Raw genomic sequence first — 17,751 nt, 5'->3', positions numbered from 1 at the left:
CTTCGCGGGCTTGCCCGCTCCCATAGGATCTCCACCGGAACTGAAGTCTGTGGAGTACCTGTGGGATCGGGTTTACCCGCGAAGAGGCCGGTACAGGAGAACGACGATCAGCGTCTACCTGCCCAGCGCTGGCGCAACCACTCCAGGTCTTCCGGCCGGGTCACCTTGATGTTGTCACTGCGCCCTTCGACCAACCGCGGCGCCTGGCCGGACCATTCGATGGCAGAGGCTTCATCGGTCACCACCACATCCGACACCAGGCACTCGGCCAGCGCCCGATGCAAGGCCCCCAGGCGGAACATCTGCGGTGTATAGGCCTGCCAGATGGTACTGCGGTCCACGGTAGCGCTCACCCGGCCACTGCCATCGGCACGCTTGAGGGTATCGCGCGCCGGCACCGCCAGCAGGCCACCCACCGGGTCATCGGCCAACTCCGCCAACAGCTTGTCCAGGTCGCTGCGCGCCAGGTTTGGCCGTGCAGCATCGTGCACCAGCACCCAGTCACCGTCCGAAGCCCCTTGGGCATGCAGCAACAACAGGGCATTGAGCACCGAATCGGCACGCTCGCGCCCGCCCACCGCCCGCTGGATACGCGGGTCGCTGGCGCAGCGCAGGTTGGGCCAGTATGGGTCGTCTTCGGCAATGCTGACCACCACGCCATTGAGCGCGGGATGGCCAAGAAAACAGTCGAGGCTATGCTCGAGAAGGGTCTGCCCGGCCAGCTCCAGGTATTGCTTGGGGCGGTCGGCAGCCATGCGGGCACCTACACCCGCAGCAGGAATCACGGCCCAGAAGGCCGGCAAGGTATCGATCATTTTTGTGGCAACTGGAAGAGGGTTTCGCCCTCTTTGACCATTCCCAATTCGTGGCGAGCCCGTTCTTCAACGGTCTCCATGCCTTTTTTCAGTTCCAGCACTTCGGCATCGAGCACGCGATTACGCTCGAGCAGGCGCTCGTTCTCGGCATGCTGGTCGGCTATCTGCTGCTTGAGCTCGGTCACTTGCGCCAGGCTGCCATTGCCCACCCACAGGCGGTACTGCAGGCCACCCAACAGCAGGAGCAGAATGAGGAACACCCAATAGGGACTGCGCATCACGTTATCCAGGTCAAAAAAGGCTGCCGCGTACTTGTTACTTCGGGGCCTCGAATAGCACGAAGCCTGGCCGAGGCCAGGCTTCGTCGACAGAAACCCGTTGGAACGTAGTTAAGTTCAGTACGAACGTTCCTACAGCTCCGGCTGCTGTCTTTTTACCATCTCTTGCTTAGCCGCGAAACTCGGCACGACCACGGTAAACGGCTTTGGCGCCCAGTTGCTCTTCGATGCGCAGCAGCTGGTTGTACTTGGAGACGCGGTCGGAACGGCACAGCGAACCGGTCTTGATCTGGCCAGCAGCGGTACCCACGGCCAGGTCGGCAATGGTCGAGTCTTCGGTTTCACCGGAACGGTGCGAGATGACTGCGGTGTAACCGGCAGCCTTGGCCATCTGGATGGCTTCCAGGGTTTCGGTCAGCGAGCCGATCTGGTTGAACTTGATCAGGATCGAGTTACCGATGCCCTTCTCGATGCCTTCCTTGAGGATCTTGGTGTTGGTCACGAACAGGTCGTCACCCACCAGCTGTACTTTTTCACCGATCTTGTCGGTGAGGATTTTCCAGCCAGCCCAGTCGGACTCGTCCAGGCCGTCTTCGATCGAGATGATCGGGAAGCGCTCGGTCAGGCCTTTCAGGTAGTCAGCGAAGCCTTCGGCGTCAAACGACTTGCCTTCGCCGGACAGGTTGTACTTGCCGTCTTCGTAGAATTCGGAAGCCGCGCAGTCCAGGGCCAGGGTCACGTCGGTGCCCAGTTTGTAGCCGGCTTTTTCAACAGCTTCAGCGATGGCGCCCAGGGCGTCTTCGTTGGAAGCCAGGTTCGGGGCGAAGCCACCTTCGTCACCTACGGCGGTGTTCAGGCCACGGGCCTTCAGCACGGCTTTGAGGTGGTGGAAGATTTCGGTACCCATGCGCAGGCCGTCGGAGAAGGTCTTGGCGCCAACCGGCTGAACCATGAACTCCTGGATGTCGACGTTGTTGTCGGCGTGCTCGCCGCCGTTGATGATGTTCATCATCGGAACCGGCATCGAGTACTGGCCCGGGGTGCCGTTCAGGTTGGCGATGTGCGCGTACAGCGGCAGGTCCTGGTCCTGGGCAGCGGCCTTGGCGGCAGCCAGGGAAACAGCCAGGATGGCGTTGGCGCCCAGCTTGGCCTTGTTCTCGGTACCGTCCAGCTCGATCATGGCGCGGTCCAGGGCTTTCTGGTCAGCAGGGTCCTTGCCCAGCAGCAGGTCGCGGATCGGGCCGTTGATGTTGGCGACGGCCTTCAGCACGCCCTTGCCCAGGTAACGGCTCTTGTCGCCATCACGCAGCTCCAGCGCTTCGCGCGAGCCGGTGGAAGCACCGGACGGCGCGCAAGCGCTGCCGATGATGCCGTTGTCGAGCAGTACATCGGCTTCCACGGTGGGGTTGCCACGCGAATCGAGAACTTCACGACCTTTGATGTCGACGATTTTTGCCATTGTTGTAAGCACTCCAGAATTGACGAAAACAACTTAGCTTAGGAAATTCTTGCCGTTCACCAGGCGGACTTGCAGTTGGCAGGCCGGGTGAAGGGAGCCCCTGACCGATTGGTCAGGGGTGGATCGGGCGGTACTTTACCCGAGAAATGAGCTTTACGCGGTTTCTACCGTCGGAAAACTTTTCACCAGGTCGTCCAATTGCTTGAGCTGGGCCAGGAATGGCTCCAGTTTGTCCAGGCGCAGGGCGCATGGGCCATCGCACTTGGCGTTGTCCGGATCGGGGTGGGCTTCGAGGAACAGGCCGGCCAGGCCTTGGCTCATGCCGGCCTTGGCCAGGTCGGTGACCTGGGCACGGCGGCCACCGGCGGAGTCGGCACGACCACCCGGCATCTGCAGGGCGTGGGTCACATCGAAGAACACCGGGTACTCGAACTGCTTCATGATGCCGAAGCCGAGCATGTCCACCACCAGGTTGTTGTAGCCGAAGCTCGAACCACGCTCGCAGAGGATCAACTGGTCGTTACCGGCCTCTTCGCACTTGGCCAGGATGTGTTTCATTTCCTGGGGCGCGAGGAACTGAGCCTTCTTGATGTTGATCACCGCGCCGGTCTTGGCCATGGCCACCACCAGGTCGGTCTGCCGCGACAGGAACGCCGGCAGCTGGATGATGTCGCACACCTTGGCGACGGGTTCGGCCTGGTAAGGCTCGTGCACGTCGGTGATCACCGGCACGTTGAAGGTGCGCTTGATCTCTTCGAAGATCTTCAGCCCTTCTTCCATGCCTGGGCCACGGTAGGACGTCACCGACGAACGGTTCGCCTTGTCGAAGCTGGCCTTGAACACATACGGGATACCGAGCTTCTCGGTAACCCGCACGTACTCCTCGCAGACCTTCATTGCCAGGTCACGGGATTCCAGGACGTTCATGCCGCCGAACAGGACGAACGGCTTGTCGTTGGCGATCTCGATGTTACCGACGCGAATGATCTTCTGGGTCATTGATCAGGCCTTGTTCTTCTGAGCCAGGGCTGCCTTGACGAAACCGCTGAACAGCGGGTGGCCGTCACGCGGGGTCGAGGTGAACTCCGGGTGGAACTGGCAAGCGACGAACCATGGGTGGTCCTTGGACTCGACCACTTCCACCAGCGCGCCGTCTTCGGAGCGGCCGGAAACCACCAGGCCAGCGTCGACCAGTTGCGGCAGCAGGTTGTTGTTCACTTCGTAGCGGTGACGGTGGCGCTCGGTGATCACGTCCTTGCCGTAGCAGTCGTGCACCTTGGAACCGGCAGCCAGCTGGCAGTCCTGTGCGCCCAGGCGCATGGTGCCGCCCAGGTCGGAAGCTTCGTTACGGGTCTCGACCGCACCGGTGGCATCGGCCCACTCGGTGATCAGGCCGACAACCGGGTGGCCGCTGTTGCGGTCGAACTCGGTGGAGTTGGCGTCTTTCCAGCCCATCACGTTACGGGCGAATTCGATCACGGCCACCTGCATGCCCAGGCAGATACCCAGGTACGGCACCTTGTTCTCACGGGCGTATTGCACCGCAGTGATCTTGCCTTCCACGCCGCGCAGGCCGAAACCGCCTGGCACCAGGATGGCATCAGCACCTTCGAGCAGGCTGGTGCCCTGGTTCTCGATGTCTTCGGAGTCGATGTAGCGCAGGTTGACCTTGGTGCGGTTGGTGATGCCGGCATGGCTCATCGCTTCGATCAGCGACTTGTACGCATCCAGCAGCTCCATGTACTTGCCAACCATGGCGATGGTCACTTCGTGCTCTGGGTTGAGCTTGGCATCGACCACCTTGTCCCACTCGGACAGGTCGGCGCCATTGCACTGCAGGCCGAAGCGCTCGACGACGAAGTCGTCCAGGCCCTGTGCGTGCAGTACGCCCGGGATCTTGTAGATGGTGTCGACGTCTTCCAGCGAAATCACCGCACGCTCTTCAACGTTGGTGAACAGCGCGATCTTGCGACGCGACGAGGCATCGACCGGGTGGTCGGAGCGGCAGATCAGCACGTCAGGCTGCAGGCCGATGGAGCGCAGCTCCTTGACCGAGTGCTGGGTCGGCTTGGTCTTGGTTTCGCCAGCGGTGGCGATGTACGGGACCAGGGTCAGGTGCATCAGCATGGCGCGCTTGGAACCCACTTCGACGCGCAGCTGGCGAATCGCCTCAAGGAACGGCTGCGACTCGATGTCACCCACGGTACCGCCGATTTCCACCAGGGCCACGTCGGCATCGCCGGCGCCCTTGATGATGCGACGCTTGATTTCGTCGGTGATGTGCGGGATGACCTGGATGGTCGCGCCCAGGTAATCACCACGGCGCTCTTTACGCAGCACGTGCTCGTAGATACGGCCGGTGGTGAAGTTGTTGTTCTGGGTCATGGTGGTGCGGATGAACCGCTCGTAGTGGCCCAGGTCGAGGTCAGTCTCGGCGCCATCGTGGGTGACGAATACTTCACCGTGCTGGAACGGGCTCATGGTGCCCGGATCGACGTTGATGTACGGATCCAGCTTGAGCATGGTGACCTTCAGGCCCCGCGCTTCCAGGATGGCCGCCAGGGAAGCCGAGGCAATGCCTTTCCCCAATGAAGAAACAACACCGCCCGTGACGAATATGTAGCGCGTCATGAAAAACCCTAGAAGTCTGCGTTAAGGCGGCCAGCGCCGCCGGAGAAAGCGAAGGAAGGCCGAAGCCCCCGATCACCTGCGTCAATCACAGTGCATCTCGAAAAACTGCCGCGTCTGTACAGACCAGGGGTATCCCCGGCATGGAGCTCGCTCGTCATTTCCAGAATCAGCCCAGCAAAAAACTGCTTGGTAATCGGCAACTCCTGTGTTTTCGCGGAACCCACAGAAGTTGTATCAAGAAGGGAGGGTAGTCTACCGGAATGTACCCTTCAGCTCAAACCTTGCGCGTTCGTCGGTAACTGCCAGTGCAACTGGCAATCCGCCTGCACCAGGCCGGGCAGGTTGGCCACCGCCAGCAGGCGCTCGCCCTGATACAGCAACGGCAAGCGCGGGCGCAGGAAATGCGGCACCTGCTGCTCGTTGAGCAAGCGCTTGAGGTCGCGCCGGCCACGGCCGGGGAGGTCCAGCATTTCGCCACCCTGGCGGTAGGCAATGCGCAGCCCACCCAGCCCTGCGGCGCCAACCAACCGCACGCTACCGTTACCCGGCAACAGCAACGGCGCATCAACATCGCCCCAGGCCAGCTGACCAACGGGCTGCTGCAGCCAGTCACCGCTCAGCCACCAGACGCGGCCATGGCTGCGCAGCAGCTGCCCATCGGCCAGCCGCCAGACTGGCTGGGCATCGGCGGCGGCATCGCGCAGGTCGGCCCAGCCGGCCCAGTGCCGGGTGTCAGGCAAACGGGTGCGCTGGCTCAGCCAGTATTGCAAGGCATTGCGCTGACGGGCCGGCGACAGGGCCACGAGCGTGGCCAGGTCGAGGGAGTCGAGGCCCGACCAAGCGACGGGCGCCCCCTCCCCTGCGAGCGCCAGATCATCCCGGGCAAGCTCGTCCACCAGGCCCAAAGCCTCGCCCAGGTGCTCTGCGGCGCGGGCGAGGTTCTGGCTGGCTTGCGGCCAACGCTGCTGCAAGCGTGGGAACACTTCGCCGCGCAGGTAGTTGCGGGCAAATTGAGTGTCGGCGTTCGACGGGTCTTCGATCCAGGCCAGGCCATTAGCCAGGGCGTAGGCCTGCAGTTGCTGGCGGGAACAGCTCAGCAATGGCCTGACCAGGCTGCCCTGCCATAGCGCCCGCTGCCCCGGCATTGCCGCCAGGCCACGCAGGCCGGCGCCGCGCAGCAGGCGGAACAACAGGGTTTCGGCCTGGTCGTCGCGGTGCTGGCCGGTGAACAGGATGTCGCCCGGGCCGAGGGCTTGCTTGAAGGCGGCATAGCGAGCGTCGCGGGCAGCCTGTTCGAGGCTGGCGCCGGGGCTGACCTGAACGTGGATGACCTGGAGTTCGATACCGAGGTTGTCGCAGATGGCTTGGCAATGGGCGGGCCAGGCGTCGGCGGCGGGTTGCAGGCCGTGGTGGATGTGGATGGCGCGCAGCGGGGGTGAGGCGTGTTTGCGGGCGTGGTCGGCCAGCAGGTGCAGGAGGACGGTGGAGTCCAGGCCGCCGGAGAAGGCGATGTACCAGTTGCGGGCGTTGAGCCAGGGGGTGAGGTTGATCATCTGCTCCTCACTTGGCTTGAGAAAACCCGCCCCCACAAGGGCCGCAAAGCGGCCCCCGGGGCCAATCACAATCAGAGGCCGTAGCTCATCAGGCGATCGTAACGACGGGCCAGCAATGCGTCGTGGTCGAGCTTGCCGAGCATGTCCAGCTGCTGCACCAGGTCGGCGCGGATGCTTTCCGACATCTTCGCCGGGTCACGGTGGGCGCCGCCCAACGGCTCCTGGATGACCTTGTCGACGATATTCAGGCTCTTCAGGCGCTCGGCAGTAATGCCCATGGCCTCGGCCGCGTCAGCTGCCTTGTCGGCAGTCTTCCACAGGATCGAAGCGCAGCCTTCCGGCGAGATTACCGAGTAGGTGGAGTACTGCAGCATGTTCAGCTGGTCGCATACACCAATGGCCAGTGCGCCGCCGGAACCACCCTCACCAATCACGGTGGCGATGATCGGGGTTTTCAGGCGCGCCATCACGCGCAGGTTCCAGGCGATGGCCTCGCTCTGGTTGCGCTCTTCGGCGTCGATGCCTGGGTAGGCACCCGGGGTGTCGATGAAGGTCAGGATCGGCATCTTGAAGCGCTCGGCCATTTCCATCAGGCGGCAGGCCTTGCGGTAGCCTTCCGGGCGCGGCATACCGAAGTTGCGGCGTACCTTCTCGCGTACCTCGCGGCCCTTCTGGTGGCCGATGACCATGACCGGCTTGCCATCCAGGCGCGCGGTACCACCGACGATGGCGGCGTCATCGGAGAAGTGGCGGTCACCGTGCAGTTCTTCGAACTCGGTGAAGATGTGCTCCAGGTAGTCCAGGGTGTAGGGACGACGCGGATGGCGGGCCAGGCGGGCGATCTGCCAGCTGGTCAGGTTGCCGAAGATGCTTTCGGTCAGGGTGCTGCTCTTGTCTTGCAGACGGGCAATTTCATCGCTGATGTTCAGCGAGTTGTCGTTGCCCACCAGGCGCAGGCCTTCGATCTTGGCTTGCAGGTCGGCAATCGGCTGTTCGAAATCGAGAAAATTCGGGTTCATAGTCATCCGTCTTGGGTCTACGGCCAGGCGGCCGGCCGGTTGATCCGTTTGGCGCCCTACCTTAAGGGATCAGGCGCATTCAGGTCGAGATTAAATTTTTTCGGTTCAACGATATTGCAGGAAGACGTTCTCACGCCCGAACTGGTCACGCAGTGCCTGAATCAGCCCATCTGCCGGGTCGATCGCCCATTGCTCACCGAACTGCAGCATGGCCTTGGCGTCACTGCCGGTGTATTCCAGGGTGATCGGGCAAGCGCCGCGATGGCGGGTAATCAGCTCGCCCAGCCACTTCAGGCGGTCGCCCTGCAGTGCCTCGTGTGCCACTTTCAGGCGCAGGCTCTCGGCCAGCTTGGTGCGCGCGTCCTCCATGGTCATCACTTGCTTGACCCGCAGGCGCAGGCCACCGGAGAAGTCGTCATTGCTGACCTCGCCTTCGACCACCACCATGGCATCGTTCTGCAGCAAGGACTGTGCCGCGATGTAGGCGTCGGCAAACAGCGATGCCTCAATGCGCCCGGAGCGGTCGTCCAGGGTGACGAAGCCCATCTTGTCGCCCTTCTTGTTCTTCATTACCCGCAGGGCAATGATCATGCCGGCGATGGTCTGGGTATCACGCGACGGCTTGAGGTCGATGATGCGCTGGCGGGCGAAGCGGCGGATCTCGGTCTCGTATTCGTCGATCGGGTGGCCGGTCAGGTACAGGCCAAGGGTGTCCTTCTCGCCTTTCAGGCGTTCCTTGAGGGTCAGTTCGCGCACCTTGCGGTGGTTGGCATAAACGTCGACATCCACCTCGTCGAACATGCTGCCGAACAGGTCGACGTGACCACTGTCAGCGGTATGTGCGGCCTGCTCGGCTGCCTTGATGGCCTCGCCCAGCGCCGAAAGCAAGGTGGCACGGTTGATGTCGATGTTGGCCTGGTAGGCCTTGATCTCGTCATGGAAGTGCGGGCCCAGGCGGTCAAGCGCGCCGCTGCGCACCAGCGCATCGAGGGTACGTTTGTTGACCCGCTTGAGGTCGATGCGTTCACAGAAATCGAACAGGTCCTTGAACGGCCCGCCCTGGGCACGGGCTTCGACGATGGCCTCCACCGGGCCCTCGCCGACACCCTTGATCGCGCCCAGGCCGTAGACGATACGGCCATCGTTGTTCACGGTGAACTTGAAGTCGGAGAAGTTCACGTCCGGCGCGTCGAGGCGCAGCTTCATGCTGCGTACTTCCTCGACCAACACCACCACCTTGTCGGTGTTGTGCATATCCGCCGACAGTACCGCAGCCATGAACGGCGCCGGGTAGTGAGTTTTCAGCCAGGCGGTCTGGTACGACACCAGGCCATAGGCAGCGGAGTGGGATTTGTTGAAGCCGTAGCCGGCAAACTTCTCCACCAGGTCGAAGATGTTACCGGCAAGGTCCGCATCGATATTGTTGGCCACGCAACCTTCGATGAAACCGCCGCGCTGCTTGGCCATTTCCTCGGGCTTTTTCTTACCCATCGCCCGGCGCAGCATGTCGGCGCCGCCGAGGGTATAGCCGGCCATGACCTGGGCAATCTGCATCACCTGTTCCTGGTACAGGATGATGCCGTAGGTCGGTGCCAGGACCGGCTTGAGGCCTTCGTACTGGTAGTCCGCATGCGGGTAGGCCAGCTCGGCGCGGCCGTGCTTGCGGTTGATGAAGTCGTCCACCATGCCCGATTGCAGCGGGCCCGGGCGGAACAGTGCCACCAGTGCGATGAGGTCTTCCAGGCAGTCGGGCTTGAGCTTCTTGATCAGCTCCTTCATGCCGCGCGATTCAAGCTGGAACACCGCTGTGGTTTCGGCCTTCTGCAGCAGCTCGTAGGTCTTGCGGTCGTCCAGCGGAATGAAGTCGATGTTGACGTCGGGCAGGTTTTTCTTGGCCTGCTCGCGGTTGATGATCTCCATCGCCCACTTGATGATGGTCAGGGTACGCAGGCCGAGGAAGTCGAACTTGACCAGGCCGGCTGCCTCGACGTCGTCCTTGTCGAACTGGGTTACCAGGCCGCCGCCCTCTTCGTCACAGGCAATCGGCGAAAAGTCGGTGAGTTTGGTTGGCGCGATTACCACACCACCGGCGTGCTTGCCGGTACCGCGGGTGACGCCTTCCAGTTTCAGGGCCATGTCCCAGATTTCGCGGCCGTCCTCATCGCTTTTGAGGAAGTCGCGCAGGATCTCTTCCTGCTCGTAGGCCTTCTCCAGGGTCATGCCCACTTCGAACGGGATCATCTTCGACAGGCGGTCGGCCAGGCCGTAGGACTTGCCCTGTACCCGCGCCACGTCACGAACCACCGCCTTGGCGGCCATGGTACCGAAGGTGATGATCTGGCTGACCGCGTTGCGGCCATAGGCTTCGGCCACGTAGTCGATCACCCGGTCACGGCCGTCCATGCAGAAGTCGACGTCGAAGTCGGGCATGGAAACACGCTCAGGGTTGAGGAAGCGTTCGAACAGCAGGTCGTAGGCCAGCGGGTCGAGGTCGGTGATCTTCAGTACGTAGGCCACCAGCGAGCCGGCACCCGAACCACGGCCCGGGCCAACCGGTACGTCGTTGTTCTTGGCCCACTTGATGAAGTCCATAACGATCAGGAAGTAACCGGGGAAGCCCATCTGGATAATGATGTCCAGCTCGAACTTCAGGCGGTCCAGGTAAACCTGGCGCTTCTCTTCGTAATTGGGTGTGGTGTCTTTCGGCCACAGCACTGCCAGGCGCTCTTCCAGGCCTTCGTGGGACACATGCCGCAGGTAGTCGTCGATGCCCATGCCGTTGGGCGTGGGGAAGTCGGGCAGGAAGTACTTGCCCAGCTGTACCTGGATATTGCAGCGCTTGGCGATCTCGACGGTATTGGCAATGGCGTCGGGCAGGTCACTGAACAGCTCGGCCATTTCCTCGGCCGACTTCAGGTACTGCTGGTCGCTGTAGCCACGCGGGCGACGCGGGTCGTCGAGGGTCCAGCCCTCGCCGATGCACACGCGGGTTTCATGGGCGTCGAAGTCGGACTGTTTGACGAACCGTACATCGTTGGTGGCTACCAGCGGGGCCCCAAGCTTGTCAGCCAGGGCCACTGCGGCGTGTACGTATTCTTCGTCGCGGGCGCGGTTGGTGCGCTGCACTTCAACGTAGAAGCGCTCGGGGAACATGCCCATCCAGTCTTGCAGCAAGGCCTGGGCTTCATCGTCGCGGCCGGCCAGCAAGGCCATGCCGATGTCGCCTTCCTTGCCCGCCGACAGGGCAATCAGCCCCTCGCTGGCGGGGGCGATCCATTCGCGCTGGAGGATGACCAGGCCATTGCGCTGCCCATCGGTCCAGCCGCGCGAAATCAATTCGGTGAGGTTGCGGTAGCCCTTGGGGTCCATGGCCAGGAAGCAGATGCGCGACAGCGGGGCTTCCGGGTCGGCACCGGCCAGCCACAGGTCGGCACCGCAGATCGGCTTGATGCCGGCGCCCATGGCGGTCTTGTAGAACTTCACCAGCGAGCACATGTTGCTCTGGTCGGTGATCGCCACCGCCGGCATGTTCATCCCCGCCAGCGCCTTGGCCAGCGGCTTGATCCGCACCAGGCCGTCGACCAGCGAGAATTCGGAGTGGACGCGCAGGTGAACGAAGGGAACCGACATGGAAGATCCTGTAGCAGTGCTGAACGACAAGGGCGGGATTGTAGCTTAAATGGGGATGGGATTTGGGGCTGCTTGCAGAAGCGGGTTTACCCGCGAACCAGGCACCGCGGTGGATGGCACCGGCTACGCCGGTGTTCGCGGCTAAAGCCGCTCCTACAGGTGATCGCGTAACACCTGCAGGAACGGCCCCATGGTTCAGATCAGGGAATCAGTGACGCCGTCACGCGCTTCCCAGGCCGCCCGCACCGGGCCGAAGGAGCGCCGATGAATGGGCGTAGGCCCCAACCGCGCCAAAGCCTCAAGGTGCACCGGCGTCGGGTAGCCCTTGTGCCCGCCAATGCCATAACCCGGGTAGATCAGCTCAAAGGCGCTCATCTCCCGGTCGCGGGTCACCTTGGCCAGGATCGAAGCAGCGGCAATCGCCGGCACCTGGCTATCACCCTTGACCACCGGCGACGCCGGCACCGCCAGTATAGGGCAACGGTTACCGTCGATCAGGGCCAGCTTCGGCGTAATGTGCAGCCCTTCCACCGCGCGCTGCATGGCCAGCATGGTGGCCTGCAGGATGTTCAGGCGGTCGATTTCCTCGACCTCGGCGCGGGCGATGCAGAAGCTCAGGGCCTTTTCGCAGATCTCGTCGAACAGCGCCTCGCGCTTGGCTTCGGTGAGTTTCTTCGAGTCGTTCAGGCCAAGGATCGGGCGCGCCGGGTCAAGGATCACCGCCGCCGTCACCACTGCGCCGCACAGCGGGCCACGGCCCACTTCGTCAACGCCGGCGACCAGGTCTTCGACCAGGTTGAAGTCCAGTCCAATTTGCATATCAGCGGTCCTTGAGCAAGGCCAGTACCGCCTCGGCCGCCTGGTTGGAGGCGTCACGGCGCAGGGTGCGGTGAATTTCGTCAAAACGTTCGGTCTGCTGGCTGCCATCGCGCACCAGCGGCGCCAAGGTGTTGGCCAGGGCTTCGCTGGTGGCGTCGTCCTGCAGCAACTCAGGCACCAGCTCACGCTGGGCCAACAGGTTCGGCAACGACACGTAAGGGCTCTTGACCAGGCGCTTGAGAATCCAGAAGGTCAACGGCGCAAGGCGATAGGCCACCACCATTGGCCGCTTGTACAGCAGCGCTTCGAGGGTGGCGGTACCCGAGGCGATCAGCACCGCGTCACAGGCCGCCAGGGCCTGGTGCGACTGGCCATCGAGCAGGGTCAGCGGCAGTTGGCGCCCATCGAGCATCTGCTCGACCTGGGCGCGCCGCGCGGCGTTGGCGCAGGGCAGCACGAAACGCACGCCCGGCACCTGATCGCGCAGGCGTTCGGCGGCATCAAGGAACAACGCACCCAGGCGCCCTACTTCGCCACCCCGGCTGCCCGGCATCAGCGCTACCACCGGCCCTTCGCCAAGGCCCAGCGCAGCACGCGCGGCCGGCCGGTCGGTTTCAAGCGGGATGGTGTCGGCCAGCGGGTGGCCAACGAAACGCACCGGTACGCCCTGCTCTTCATAAAACCGCGCCTCGAACGGCAGCAGCGTCAGCATCAGGTCGCAGCCTTCACGAATTTTCAGCACGCGTTTCTGCCGCCAGGCCCAGACCGACGGGCTGACGTAGTGCACGGTCTTGATACCAGCCTGACGTAGTTTCAGCTCGATGTTGAGGGTGAAGTCAGGGGCGTCGATGCCGATGAACACATCCGGCTTTTCGTCGATCAGGGTCTGGATCAGCAGCTTGCGGCGCTTGAGCAGCTCGCGCAGGCGCCCCAGCACCTCCACCAGGCCCATGACCGCCAGGCGCTCCATGGGGAAGTACGATTGCAGGCCCTCGGCTTCCATCAAGGGGCCGCCAACGCCAATGAAACGTACGTCGGGGTGGCGTGCCTTGAGGGCACGCATCAAGCCTGAACCAAGAATATCGCCGCTGGCCTCACCTGCGACCAAGGCTACGCAAAGCTGGGCCATGTCAGCGGGTGATGCCGCGGGCAGAGTTCACGATCGACTGACGGAACAGCTCGACCTCAGGGTGCTTCGCAGCCAGCTCGGCCAGTTCCTTGAGCGCGTCTTCGACGGTCAGGCCCTGACGATAGACAATCTTGTAGCAACGACGCAGCACGTGGATGACCTCGTCGCTGAACCCCCGGCGGCGCATGCCCTCGAAGTTCATGCTGCGAGCTTCGGCGGGGCTACCGAACACGGTAACGTAAGCCGGAACGTCCTTGCCGATTGCCGTGCCCATGCCGGAAAACGCGTGGGCGCCAATATGGCAGTACTGGTGCACCAAGGTGTAACCGGACAGGATCGCCCAGTCACCGACATGCACATGGCCGGCCAGTGCCGTGTTGTTCACCAGAATGCAGTGGTTACCGATGACGCTGTCGTGGCCGATGTGGGCATAGGCCATGATCAGGTTGTGGTCGCCCACGGTGGTTTCCGCGCGGTCCTGAACGGTACCGCGGTGAATGGTCACCCCTTCGCGGATCACATTGTGGTCGCCGATCACCAGGCGCGTCGGCTCACCCTTGTACTTGAGGTCCGGGGTGTCTTCGCCGATCGAGGAAAACTGAAAGATGCGGTTGTGCTTGCCGATGCGGGTCGGCCCTTTGAGCACAACATGCGGGCCGATAACGGTGCCCTCCCCGACTTCTACATCAGGGCCAACGATCGACCAAGGGCCGACCTCGACACCATCGGCTAGCTTGGCCGACGGATCGATGATGGCCCGAGGATCAATCGAATTCATAGGGAGCGTTCCGCGCAAGTAATCTCTGCCGAACATACCGGCTTGCCGTCGACCAAGGCACGGCACTCGAACTTCCAGATCATGCTCTTGCGGCTGAGGAACTTGGCTTCCAGCACCAACTGGTCACCCGGCAGTACCGGCTGACGGAAGCGCAGTTTGTCGGAACCGACGAAGTAGTACAGGGTGCCGTCGGCCGGCTTGGCGTCGAGCATCTTGAAACCCAGGATACCGGCCGCCTGGGCCATGGCTTCGATGATCAGGACGCCCGGCATGATCGGGTGCGCCGGGAAATGGCCATTGAAGAACGGCTCGTTGATGCTGACATTCTTGTAGGCACGAATGCTCTGGGCCTCGAAGTCCAGATCCGTCACGCGGTCCACCAGCAGGAACGGGTAACGGTGAGGCAGGTATTCGCGAATCTCGTTGATGTCCATCATTTCGGGGGGGAAGCCTGTAATAAGAATAGGGAGCGCAGGTGCTGACCACACGCTCCTTTTGCAGTCCAAAGAGGAGCCAGCTAGCGACTGTTCACTCTTGCTCAGGGAATGGTATCAGCCTTCTGATGTCGGCAGGCCACCTGAGGTCACGGTATCGACGCGTTTTTCCAGCTGCTGAAGGCGCTTGGCCATGTCATCGAGCTGGCGAATACGCGCAGCGCTCTTGCGCCAGTCAGCCAAAGGCTGCATGGCTGTGCCGGATGAATAGGAACCGGGTTCGGTGATCGAACGGGTTACCATGGTCATCCCGGAAACAAATACGTTATCGCAAATATCAATGTGCCCCACCAGGCCCACGCCGCCGGCCAGCATGCAATGCTTGCCGATGCGCGTACTGCCGGAGATGCCCACGCAAGCGGCCATGGCCGTGTGGTCACCGATCTGCACGTTGTGGGCGATCTGGATCTGATTATCGAGCTTGACCCCGTCGCCGATCCGCGTGTCGGACAGCGCGCCACGGTCAACGGCAGTATTGACGCCGATTTCCACGTCATCGCCAATGGTCACGCCACCGATCTGGGCAATCTTGCGCCAGATGCCCTTCTCGTTGGCAAAGCCGAAGCCTTCGCCGCCGATCACGGCACCCGACTGGATGACCACACGCTTGCCGATGGTGACGTCGTGATACAACGTAACCCGCGGCGCCAGCCAGCCACCTTCACCTACAACGCAACGCGCACCGATGAAGCAATGTGCGCCGATGCTGACGTCAGCCTCGATGCGCGCACCGCTTTCGATGACCGCGAATGGCCCGATACTGGCGCTGGCGTCCACCTGCGCGTCCTCAGCCACCACGGCGCTGGGATGGATTCCCGCCACAGCCTTGGGTTTGGGGTCGAACAAATGGGAAATACGCGCGTACGCCTGGTACGGGTCGGCCACGATCAGGGCATTGCCGGCGAAACTTTCGGCATCCGCAGCCTTGAGCAATACCGCACCCGCCTGGCAGTTATCCAGGTACTTGCGGTACTGCGGGTTGGCGAGGAAGCTCAATTGACCGGGCCCAGCCTCCTGCAAGGTGGCCAGTCCGGTAATCTGTAGCGCCTCGGGCCCCTTGAGGGTGGCGCCGAGGGCCTCGGCCAACTGGCCTAGCGTCATGGTCACGGTCATATCAACGGGCTTGGTTCATGCGCTCGATGACCTGGCGGGTGATGTCGTACTGCGGTTTGACATCGATGACCGCGCCACGCTCGAGCACCAGGTCGTAGCCACCTTTCTTGATCACTTCCTCGACAGCACCGTCCAGCTTCGGCTTCAGTTGCTTGAGCATGTCGCGGTCGGCAACGGCCTTGGCTTCGTTCAGTTCCTTGGACTGGAACTGGAAGTCACGGGCCTTTTGCTTGAACTCGAGCTCCAGGCGCTCACGCTCCTGCTGCTGCATCTTGTCGCCACCCTTGATCAGGCGGTCCTGGATGCCCTTGGCGCTGCTTTCCAGGCTCTTGAGCTTGGTCAGTTGCGGGCCGAACTTCTTCTCGGCATCAACCGCGTATTTCTTGGCGGCATCCGATTCGAGCAGGGCCATCTGATAGTTCAGAACGGCAACCTTCATTTCGGCGAAAGCCGGGGTGGCGACCAGCGCCGCGGCCACTACGGCCAGTTGAGCCAATTTACGCACGATGCACTCCTGGATAAACCGTTGTCATTAAGCAGGGGCCGACCTTAGAAGGTCTGGCCCAGAGAGAATTGGAACACCTGGGTATCGGCATCGTCCGGCTTCTTGACCGGCATCGCCAGGCTGAAGCTCAACGGGCCCAGTGCAGTAATCCAGGTCACGCCCAGGCCGACCGAACTGGCCATGCCCGAGAAACCGACCTTCTCGCAATCAGGTTGGTTGCCGCAATTGGTGTCGAACACGTTACCCACGTCCCAGAACACGGAGGTGCGCAGCGAACGCTGGTCTTTGACGAACGGCAGCGGGAACAGCAACTCGACGCCACCTTGCACCAGCACGTTACCACCAAACGGCAACGGATCCTGGTCCGGGTCAGCGAGGGTGCCGGGCTTGCCACCCGGGTTGCCTTCACCGCGGCTCGGGGTACTGCGTGGGCCCAGGCTGCTGTCCTTGAAGCCACGGACGGAGTTGAAGCCACCCGCGAAGTAGTTCTCGTAGAACGGCAGGCCGGAGGTGCTGCCGTAACCATCACCATAGCCCAGCTCAGTGTGCAGGCGCAGGGTATAGTCGTTGGTGATCGGCTTGAACAACTGGCCACGGTAATCCAGTTTGAAGAACGACAGGTCGCTGCCTGGAATGGTGGATTCCAGGGTCAGGCTTTGCGAGTGACCACGGGTGGCCAGCACGCCTTTGTTCAGGGTCGATTCCGACCAGCCGATCGAGGCCTTGAAGTTCAGGAAGTTGTCGCCTTCCTGGTCAAGGAAGTCAAAGATCTCGTCAACGGTATACTTACCGGTCTTGATCTTGTCCTGCTGCACGCTCAGGCCATAGGTCAGGCGCGAGGTCTCGCTGATCGGGTAGCCGAGGCTGACGCCCGCACCATAGCTGTCCACCGCGTAGCTGGCCACGTCGACGTCAAGGTCATCGTAGTCGGTGCTGCGGTAGAAGGCGTTGTAACCCAGGCTGACGCCGTCGGCAGTGAAGTAGGGGTCAACGAAGCCGAAGTTGTAGCGGGTCTGGTATTCCGAACGGGTCAGGCCGATGGACACCTTGTTACCGGTACCCAGGAAGTTGCTCTGGCTGATCGAACCACCGAGGATCAGGCCGGCGCTCTGGGCGAAACCGACGCTGGCGGTGATCGAGCCGGAGGCCTGCTCTTCGACGCTGTAGTTGACGTCGACCTGATCGTCGGTGCCTGGCACTGGCGGGGTCTCGACGTTGACTTCCTTGAAGAAGCCCAAGCGCTCCAGGCGGGTCTTGGACTGGTCGATCAGGTAAGTCGAGGCCCAGCCACCTTCCATCTGGCGCATTTCGCGACGCAGTACTTCGTCTTCGGTCTTGGTGTTGCCGCGGTAGTTGATGCGGTTGACGTAGGCACGCTTGCCCGGGTCGACCACGAACATGATGTCTACCGTGTGGTCCTGGTCGTTCGGCTGTGGCACGCCGTTGACGTTGGCGAAGGTATAGCCTTCGTTACCCAGGCGGCGGGTGATCAGCTCGGACGTGGTGGTCATCACCTTGCGCGAGAATA

Annotated in this window: 15 protein-coding genes; all 15 read right to left on the bottom strand. The window is 62.3% G+C overall.

Annotation, left to right across the window (positions count from 1 at the left end; translation table 11 throughout):
* Positions 1-107: 107 nt before the first annotated feature.
* Complete coding sequence (gene ispD / locus ABE456_RS06440; RefSeq protein WP_346643188.1) at positions 108-815, bottom strand: 2-C-methyl-D-erythritol 4-phosphate cytidylyltransferase; 708 nt, start codon at positions 813-815, stop codon at positions 108-110.
* On the bottom strand, positions 812-1,093 hold the full coding sequence (gene ftsB, locus ABE456_RS06435) for a cell division protein FtsB (RefSeq protein WP_201203038.1): 282 nt from the start codon (positions 1,091-1,093) through the stop codon (positions 812-814). Before ftsB ends, ispD begins: the two co-directional genes overlap by 4 nt.
* A 169-nt stretch (positions 1,094-1,262) precedes the next feature.
* The gene (eno, locus tag ABE456_RS06430; RefSeq protein WP_054890065.1) at positions 1,263-2,552 is read right to left on the bottom strand and encodes a phosphopyruvate hydratase; all 1,290 of its coding nucleotides are present in this window, start codon (positions 2,550-2,552) and stop codon (positions 1,263-1,265) included.
* Between the two features lie 153 nt (positions 2,553-2,705).
* Positions 2,706-3,551, bottom strand: a complete 846-nt coding sequence (gene kdsA, locus ABE456_RS06425) for a 3-deoxy-8-phosphooctulonate synthase (protein ID WP_019097123.1) — start codon at positions 3,549-3,551, stop codon at positions 2,706-2,708.
* A 3-nt stretch (positions 3,552-3,554) separates the two neighbouring features.
* Positions 3,555-5,183 carry a CTP synthase gene (locus ABE456_RS06420; protein ID WP_112251065.1) on the bottom strand — a complete coding sequence of 543 codons (1,629 nt, stop codon included), beginning with the start codon at positions 5,181-5,183 and terminating at the stop codon, positions 3,555-3,557.
* 269 nt (positions 5,184-5,452) lie between these two features.
* Complete coding sequence (gene tilS / locus ABE456_RS06415; protein ID WP_346643187.1) at positions 5,453-6,736, bottom strand: tRNA lysidine(34) synthetase TilS; 1,284 nt, start codon at positions 6,734-6,736, stop codon at positions 5,453-5,455.
* Between the two features lie 71 nt (positions 6,737-6,807).
* Positions 6,808-7,755 carry an acetyl-CoA carboxylase carboxyl transferase subunit alpha gene (gene accA / locus ABE456_RS06410; protein WP_346643186.1) on the bottom strand — a complete coding sequence of 316 codons (948 nt, stop codon included), beginning with the start codon at positions 7,753-7,755 and terminating at the stop codon, positions 6,808-6,810.
* 105 nt (positions 7,756-7,860) lie between these two features.
* Complete coding sequence (gene dnaE, locus ABE456_RS06405; RefSeq protein WP_346643185.1) at positions 7,861-11,385, bottom strand: DNA polymerase III subunit alpha; 3,525 nt, start codon at positions 11,383-11,385, stop codon at positions 7,861-7,863.
* Between the two features lie 195 nt (positions 11,386-11,580).
* Positions 11,581-12,204, bottom strand: coding sequence for a ribonuclease HII (rnhB, locus tag ABE456_RS06400; RefSeq protein WP_346643184.1), 624 nt, complete (start codon positions 12,202-12,204; stop codon positions 11,581-11,583).
* A 1-nt stretch (position 12,205) separates the two neighbouring features.
* A complete protein-coding gene (gene lpxB / locus ABE456_RS06395; protein WP_346643183.1) occupies positions 12,206-13,333 on the bottom strand; it encodes a lipid-A-disaccharide synthase in 1,128 nt (375 codons plus the stop codon).
* A 1-nt stretch (position 13,334) separates the two neighbouring features.
* Positions 13,335-14,111 (bottom strand): acyl-ACP--UDP-N-acetylglucosamine O-acyltransferase, encoded by a 777-nt coding sequence (lpxA, locus tag ABE456_RS06390; protein WP_346643182.1) that lies wholly within the window; start codon positions 14,109-14,111, stop codon positions 13,335-13,337.
* Positions 14,108-14,548 (bottom strand): 3-hydroxyacyl-ACP dehydratase FabZ, encoded by a 441-nt coding sequence (gene fabZ, locus ABE456_RS06385; protein WP_003252314.1) that lies wholly within the window; start codon positions 14,546-14,548, stop codon positions 14,108-14,110. The genes lpxA and fabZ overlap by 4 nt, the downstream gene beginning before the upstream one ends.
* A gap of 114 nt (positions 14,549-14,662) precedes the next feature.
* Complete coding sequence (lpxD, locus tag ABE456_RS06380) at positions 14,663-15,718, bottom strand: UDP-3-O-(3-hydroxymyristoyl)glucosamine N-acyltransferase (RefSeq protein ID WP_346643181.1); 1,056 nt, start codon at positions 15,716-15,718, stop codon at positions 14,663-14,665.
* Position 15,719: 1 nt separating this feature from the next.
* The gene (locus ABE456_RS06375) at positions 15,720-16,223 is read right to left on the bottom strand and encodes an OmpH family outer membrane protein (protein WP_003252311.1); all 504 of its coding nucleotides are present in this window, start codon (positions 16,221-16,223) and stop codon (positions 15,720-15,722) included.
* Positions 16,224-16,267: 44 nt separating this feature from the next.
* A partial coding sequence (gene bamA, locus ABE456_RS06370) for an outer membrane protein assembly factor BamA (protein WP_346643180.1) occupies positions 16,268-17,751 on the bottom strand: 1,484 nt, incomplete at its 5' end.

Source organism: Pseudomonas sp. TWI929, from assembly GCF_039673335.1.
Lineage (GTDB): Bacteria > Pseudomonadota > Gammaproteobacteria > Pseudomonadales > Pseudomonadaceae > Aquipseudomonas.
The sequence above is the reverse complement of the archived record's forward strand: the minus strand, read 5'-3'. Positions and strand labels throughout refer to the sequence as shown.

Bases quoted from the DNA above. Each gene is read 5' to 3' on its own strand.
- ispD (WP_346643188.1), bottom strand. From the start codon at position 815: ATGATCGATACCTTGCCGGCCTTCTGGGCCGTGATTCCTGCTGCGGGT.
- ftsB (WP_201203038.1), bottom strand. From the start codon at position 1,093: ATGCGCAGTCCCTATTGGGTGTTCCTCATTCTGCTCCTGCTGTTGGGT.
- eno (WP_054890065.1), bottom strand. From the start codon at position 2,552: ATGGCAAAAATCGTCGACATCAAAGGTCGTGAAGTTCTCGATTCGCGT.
- kdsA (WP_019097123.1), bottom strand. From the start codon at position 3,551: ATGACCCAGAAGATCATTCGCGTCGGTAACATCGAGATCGCCAACGAC.
- ABE456_RS06420 (WP_112251065.1), bottom strand. From the start codon at position 5,183: ATGACGCGCTACATATTCGTCACGGGCGGTGTTGTTTCTTCATTGGGG.
- tilS (WP_346643187.1), bottom strand. From the start codon at position 6,736: ATGATCAACCTCACCCCCTGGCTCAACGCCCGCAACTGGTACATCGCC.
- accA (WP_346643186.1), bottom strand. From the start codon at position 7,755: ATGAACCCGAATTTTCTCGATTTCGAACAGCCGATTGCCGACCTGCAA.
- dnaE (WP_346643185.1), bottom strand. From the start codon at position 11,385: ATGTCGGTTCCCTTCGTTCACCTGCGCGTCCACTCCGAATTCTCGCTG.
- rnhB (WP_346643184.1), bottom strand. From the start codon at position 12,204: ATGCAAATTGGACTGGACTTCAACCTGGTCGAAGACCTGGTCGCCGGC.
- lpxB (WP_346643183.1), bottom strand. From the start codon at position 13,333: ATGGCCCAGCTTTGCGTAGCCTTGGTCGCAGGTGAGGCCAGCGGCGAT.
- lpxA (WP_346643182.1), bottom strand. From the start codon at position 14,111: ATGAATTCGATTGATCCTCGGGCCATCATCGATCCGTCGGCCAAGCTA.
- fabZ (WP_003252314.1), bottom strand. From the start codon at position 14,548: ATGATGGACATCAACGAGATTCGCGAATACCTGCCTCACCGTTACCCG.
- lpxD (WP_346643181.1), bottom strand. From the start codon at position 15,718: ATGACCGTGACCATGACGCTAGGCCAGTTGGCCGAGGCCCTCGGCGCC.